Genomic DNA, 4,855 nt, shown 5'->3' with positions numbered 1-4,855 from the left:
CGTTGGTTCGAATCCAGCTACCCCAGCCAATTTGGAATAATTCGAACTTCTTCGTAATTCGTAAGACGTTCGGATTATTTTTATTATCCGACGAACTATATAAAAAGTAAAAAGGCGAAGCCCCTGTGGACTCCGCCTTTACTGTATAACAAGAAAACTCACAATTGAGTTTGATTTTGTCTGTGAGTATATTTTGCTGACACTATGCAAGCGGGGATTTATCGGCAAAGCATCGCATTGTAGAAGAGTAAGGCAGTCTGTTTAACCAAGCTTTACATAAAATCTATCGGATAATTTATGGTATTTATTGTTATATTTATCATAATGTGATATAATGTTTACAAAATAGCCTATTCTCAAAGGTTGTTTGCAAAATAATTTGCAACAAAGGGAGTCGTATCGGAATATGAGCGAAAACTCAGCCAACAATTTATTCAGTGCTTCAATCAACCAATTGATAAACGGGTTCAATGACCAGAAACTATGTTTTGTTGTTCCGTCCTATCAGAGAGGATACCGTTGGACCGACAGTCAGGTTGAAAGGCTTTTGACCGATCTGTATGAATTCGGGACGCAAAAAACCGGCGGTAACAAGCTAGTGGGCGAATTTTACTGCCTGCAGCCCATAGTCGTAAAAAAACTTACAGGCGATGATGTCCGCAAAAAGCTGGGCAACAATTATAGCATCGATAGCGACACCGACTATTACGAGATAGTCGACGGCCAGCAGCGAATGATCACGGTGTTCATTCTGCTTAAATATATTTTGAGAGATGCCGAGCCCTATTCTATAGAATTTGAAAGGGATAAGGACAGGAAAAATGTCAGACATGCCCTGTTAAATTCTATGGATGATAGATTTAACCCTGCTACGATATCTGCCAATTGCGCAGACGCGCATTATTTTCTGGAGACGTTTAAGTCGATATCCAAATGGTTTGTCGAATATAAGAATATTACCAAAAAGAATAACTTGAAGTCTGTTATGGAGACAATCTTATGCGATGATACGCATGTCATCTGGTACGAGCTCGACTCCAACGCGGACTGTTATAGCATTTTCAAAAATATCAACCATGGCAAAATCCCTCTTACCGATGCAGAGCTGGTAAAGGCAATGCTGTTAAACTCCAAAAACTATGCAAGCATGTGGTCTGTAAACGCCAAAATCGTCAAGCAGGAGCAGGACAGATATGCCAGGTTGTGGGATGAAATTCAAAAGGCTCTCAGTGACGACGGAATGTGGTCGTTCATAACGGGCGGCGGCAACATCGAAATTCCGACGAATATCGACTTTATCATCAGGCTTATCGTAAAAAAGAGCGATCCTGATTATCAGGATGATGCGGATTACAAATATTTTTCCTATTTTGAAAAAAAGCTTGCCAAAGCAACCAATAAGACGGAGTATATAGAGGGTGTTTTCGAGGATTTAAAGACGACGTTCAGAACAATACAGGATTGGTACAACTACTATGAACTGCACAATTACATAGGCTTTGTGCTGACCTACGGCGTCCAAAAGGGTGCGGGTGCAAGAATAAAGATAATTATAGACCTAATTTCAAAGTACGAGAAGTTGAGCAAGACGCAGTTCGTCGATGGTCTTAAGGCGGCCATCAAGAAAATGTTCGACAGATTTACGATGGACGACATCAATTACGAGGAAAATCGGGAGGCCGTCGAAAAGCTTTTGATGCTGTTCAACATCGAAGAGCTCAACGAAATTCACGAAAAGTTTAATTTCAGCGTGAATAATGACGTATGGAGTATTGAACATATAAAGGCTCAGCATTCTGAAATTACGCAGGCTAAAGACAGAAGAGCATATCTTCAGCAGGAGAAGGACTCGCTGACGGAATTAAAGGGTGCAACCGGGAACGAAGAGCTCAAAAATGCGATAGACGGCATCTTGCCCGAGATTAACAAATTGCTTAAACAGCCGAAGGATATTGATATTGCCGAGGGCGACTTTAAATCGGTTGCCGAGCTGATAGACAAGCAAATTGACGGGTTTGACGAGTACGATATGCACAAGCTTGGCAACTTGGCACTGATATCAAAGAATGACAACTCCAGCCTGAGCAACAAGCCCTTCTATCAGAAGCGGGAGCAGATAAACAAGTGGCTGAAGGATAGCAGCAAGAACATACCCCATTCGACGCGCAAGGCGTTCTTGAAGATGTATTCGCCGCAAGAATATGCGCTGGATTTTACCAGGTGGAGAAAGAGCGATTTTAACGATATGTTCAACCGCCAGAGAGAAATGCTGAAGGACTTTATAAAGGTGTAATAAGATGGCAGAGAAGAGTTACTTGTTGAAGTTATTGAGTTCGATTGACCAGTTTGCCGTACCCACCATACAACGCGACTATGCGCAGGGCAGGGATAAGGGCAGCAATAAGGACCTCTGCGAAGAGGTGCGCACGGGCATCATCGAAACGTTATACAATGCCCTGACAGACGATAAATGCATTTTGTTGGATTACATATACGGTACCAAGGATTTAAGCATATTCTATCCCATTGACGGGCAACAGCGGTTGACAACTCTTTTTCTGCTACATTGGTATATCGGCAAGAGGGAGGGGATAGACAGAACAAATGCCGCTGAATTTAATCAGTTGAAAAAATTTACATATGAAATTCGAGATACTTCTAAGGAATTTTGCAGATCGCTGATAGATATTGACGTCGAGTTTGACAGGGATAGTATATCCGATCAGATTAAGGATTCTTCTAAATATCACGGCGCATACAACTACGATCCGACAGTCCTATCTATGCTTACCGTGCTGGATGCCATTCACGCCAAGTTTAAAAGCACGGACGTGAAATTGTGGGGCGAACTGTGGGGAAGATTGAAAAACATAGGCTTCTGGTGCCTCTCTTTAGAGCATTTCGGGCTGACGGATGACTTGTTTGTCAAAATGAATGCTCGCGGAAAGAGGTTGTCGAGATTTGACGTGTTCAAGTCTGACCTAGAGTCGATGATCGAAAAGAAGGGGGATAAGGCAGGCGATATCTGGAAAAACGAGATAGACAACGCCTATCTGGACGCATACTGGGTGAAGTTCGGTGCGGGCCTGTCCGAGAGAAATTTGTTCAGGACGATACTCTTCTATGTAAAGATGCTCATACTGGCAAAAAATTTGAAAAGTGAGTATAACGATTTGTGGGAGAGTGACGAGTCAATGGTCAACTACAGCGACGTAATAGCCTTTATCAAAGACAATGCCGCCGCCCTTACCGTCGTTTGCAACCTATTGTCCAACTTTAGCGTCTGGGAAAAATATGTCAGCGACACCAATTTATTTGTCAAAAATGTCTCTTCTGTTGTACAGGGGAAAATTACGGGCTACAAGAAGGCAATGGTGTTCGGCATTCTGCACTGGTTTGCATACGCCGACGGCATGTCTGCGGACGACAATTTCTTTGAGTTCAAGCGCATACTTGAAAATTATGTGTTCTCATCAAGGCAGCCAAATATCCGGCCTGAAAAGCGTTTTTATTCCTCCATCATAGATAGCAAAAATATCGGCAGGACGATCGCCTTTTTGAAAGATGTCATTGATGCATACGACAGAAAGTTTTCATTCAACGATTACGTATCAAAATCTACTTTTGTTGAATTGGATTATGAAAGAGAAAAGCTGGCATATAAGCCCCTGAAAGATATTGTAGAACTTGAAAAGCTGCCGTTCTTAAAGACAAATATCTCAAACTACTTCTTCGACGGAGTACTGTACTTGACCGCCGCTCAGCTGAATACAATTGCAGGCGATGAAGATCTAATAAATAAGGCGCTTAGAGTTATCTACAGTTATGCAAAGAACGAGTATGGAAAATTCTCCGATCTGTTGATCGATCAAACGCTTATCAAGTCGGGGCATAAACAGTTGTATTATAACAGTAGTACAGATCAGGCGACTGCGTATATGCATAAGCTTGCGATCAAGATCGACGACACCGATACACTTGAGTTCGGCGACAGAATTCTTACTGTAAACGGAAACAAAATTTATGCGGATGCGGCCGACTGCGTAAAGAGCTTTGTCAAGGCCCTGAGCGCGAAACTTAAAGGCGGCCAGACTGTGCTCGCAGCCATAGACGCGCTGCTGGCAGAGCGGATAGCCCTCAGAGATTTTTCCGATTGCGATAACATTAAGTGGTACATAGTCAAGTATGAAGAGTTTTTCTACACCAAGACGGGTACCACGCTGTCCGTGCTCAGAAGAAAAAATTACGGCGGAATAGACGACGATAATGTCTATGATATACAATGCCTGAGCGACGACAACGATTTCAACAAAGAGCACTATCAACCCTTTTATCAGGCATTGGCCAATAAGCTGAACAATCGGATAATGGTAAGCGCACCGTTGGGATATACCGGCGTTCATATTGAGTACGCTCACCCCTGCATATTGTCAAACGGGTGGACAATACGTATCAACAAAAACGGGAATTGGTTTATTGACTTCAAAGGGAATAAGCCGCTTTCGTTGACAGAAGACCTTACAATCGCCCCGTCTGGATTGAGCGGTGAACTGAATTGTAGCGGAAGGGACAGTATTGAGGCGATGGCAAAATTTCTGAATAGTCTTTAATTTTAATGATGAATACGGCTTTGACACGGATTCGATATGACAAAAATTGTACCGTGCTTTACGTTGTTCACTTAATTGTTGATGGCTATAAAATTTCCACTCAAAATAAAGGTTTGGGTAGGTAAACATAAGAAAATACGTAGACGAACTTTTTGCTCCATTAGCAGGTGAAATCAAGCTAAATAGCAACAAGGCGGAGCCCGAATGGACTCCGCCTTTTGCCGTTGTTCAGGGTTTATGATTTT

General features: G+C 42.5%; 2 protein-coding genes. Both read left to right on the top strand.

Going from position 1 to position 4,855, the window contains the following annotated elements; translation table 11 throughout:
• The first annotated feature begins 406 nt into the window (after nucleotides 1-406).
• The gene (locus Q0093_RS14685; RefSeq protein ID WP_297931976.1) at nucleotides 407-2,293 is read left to right on the top strand and encodes a DUF262 domain-containing protein; all 1,887 of its coding nucleotides are present in this window, start codon (nucleotides 407-409) and stop codon (nucleotides 2,291-2,293) included.
• Between the two features lie 4 nt (nucleotides 2,294-2,297).
• On the top strand, nucleotides 2,298-4,610 hold the full coding sequence (locus tag Q0093_RS14680; protein ID WP_297931974.1) for a DUF262 domain-containing protein: 2,313 nt from the start codon (nucleotides 2,298-2,300) through the stop codon (nucleotides 4,608-4,610).
• Nucleotides 4,611-4,855 lie beyond the last annotated feature (245 nt).

This window comes from uncultured Coprobacter sp. (genome assembly GCF_947855755.1).
GTDB lineage: Bacteria > Bacteroidota > Bacteroidia > Bacteroidales > Coprobacteraceae > Coprobacter.
This window is presented reverse-complemented; position numbering and strand designations above follow the sequence as displayed.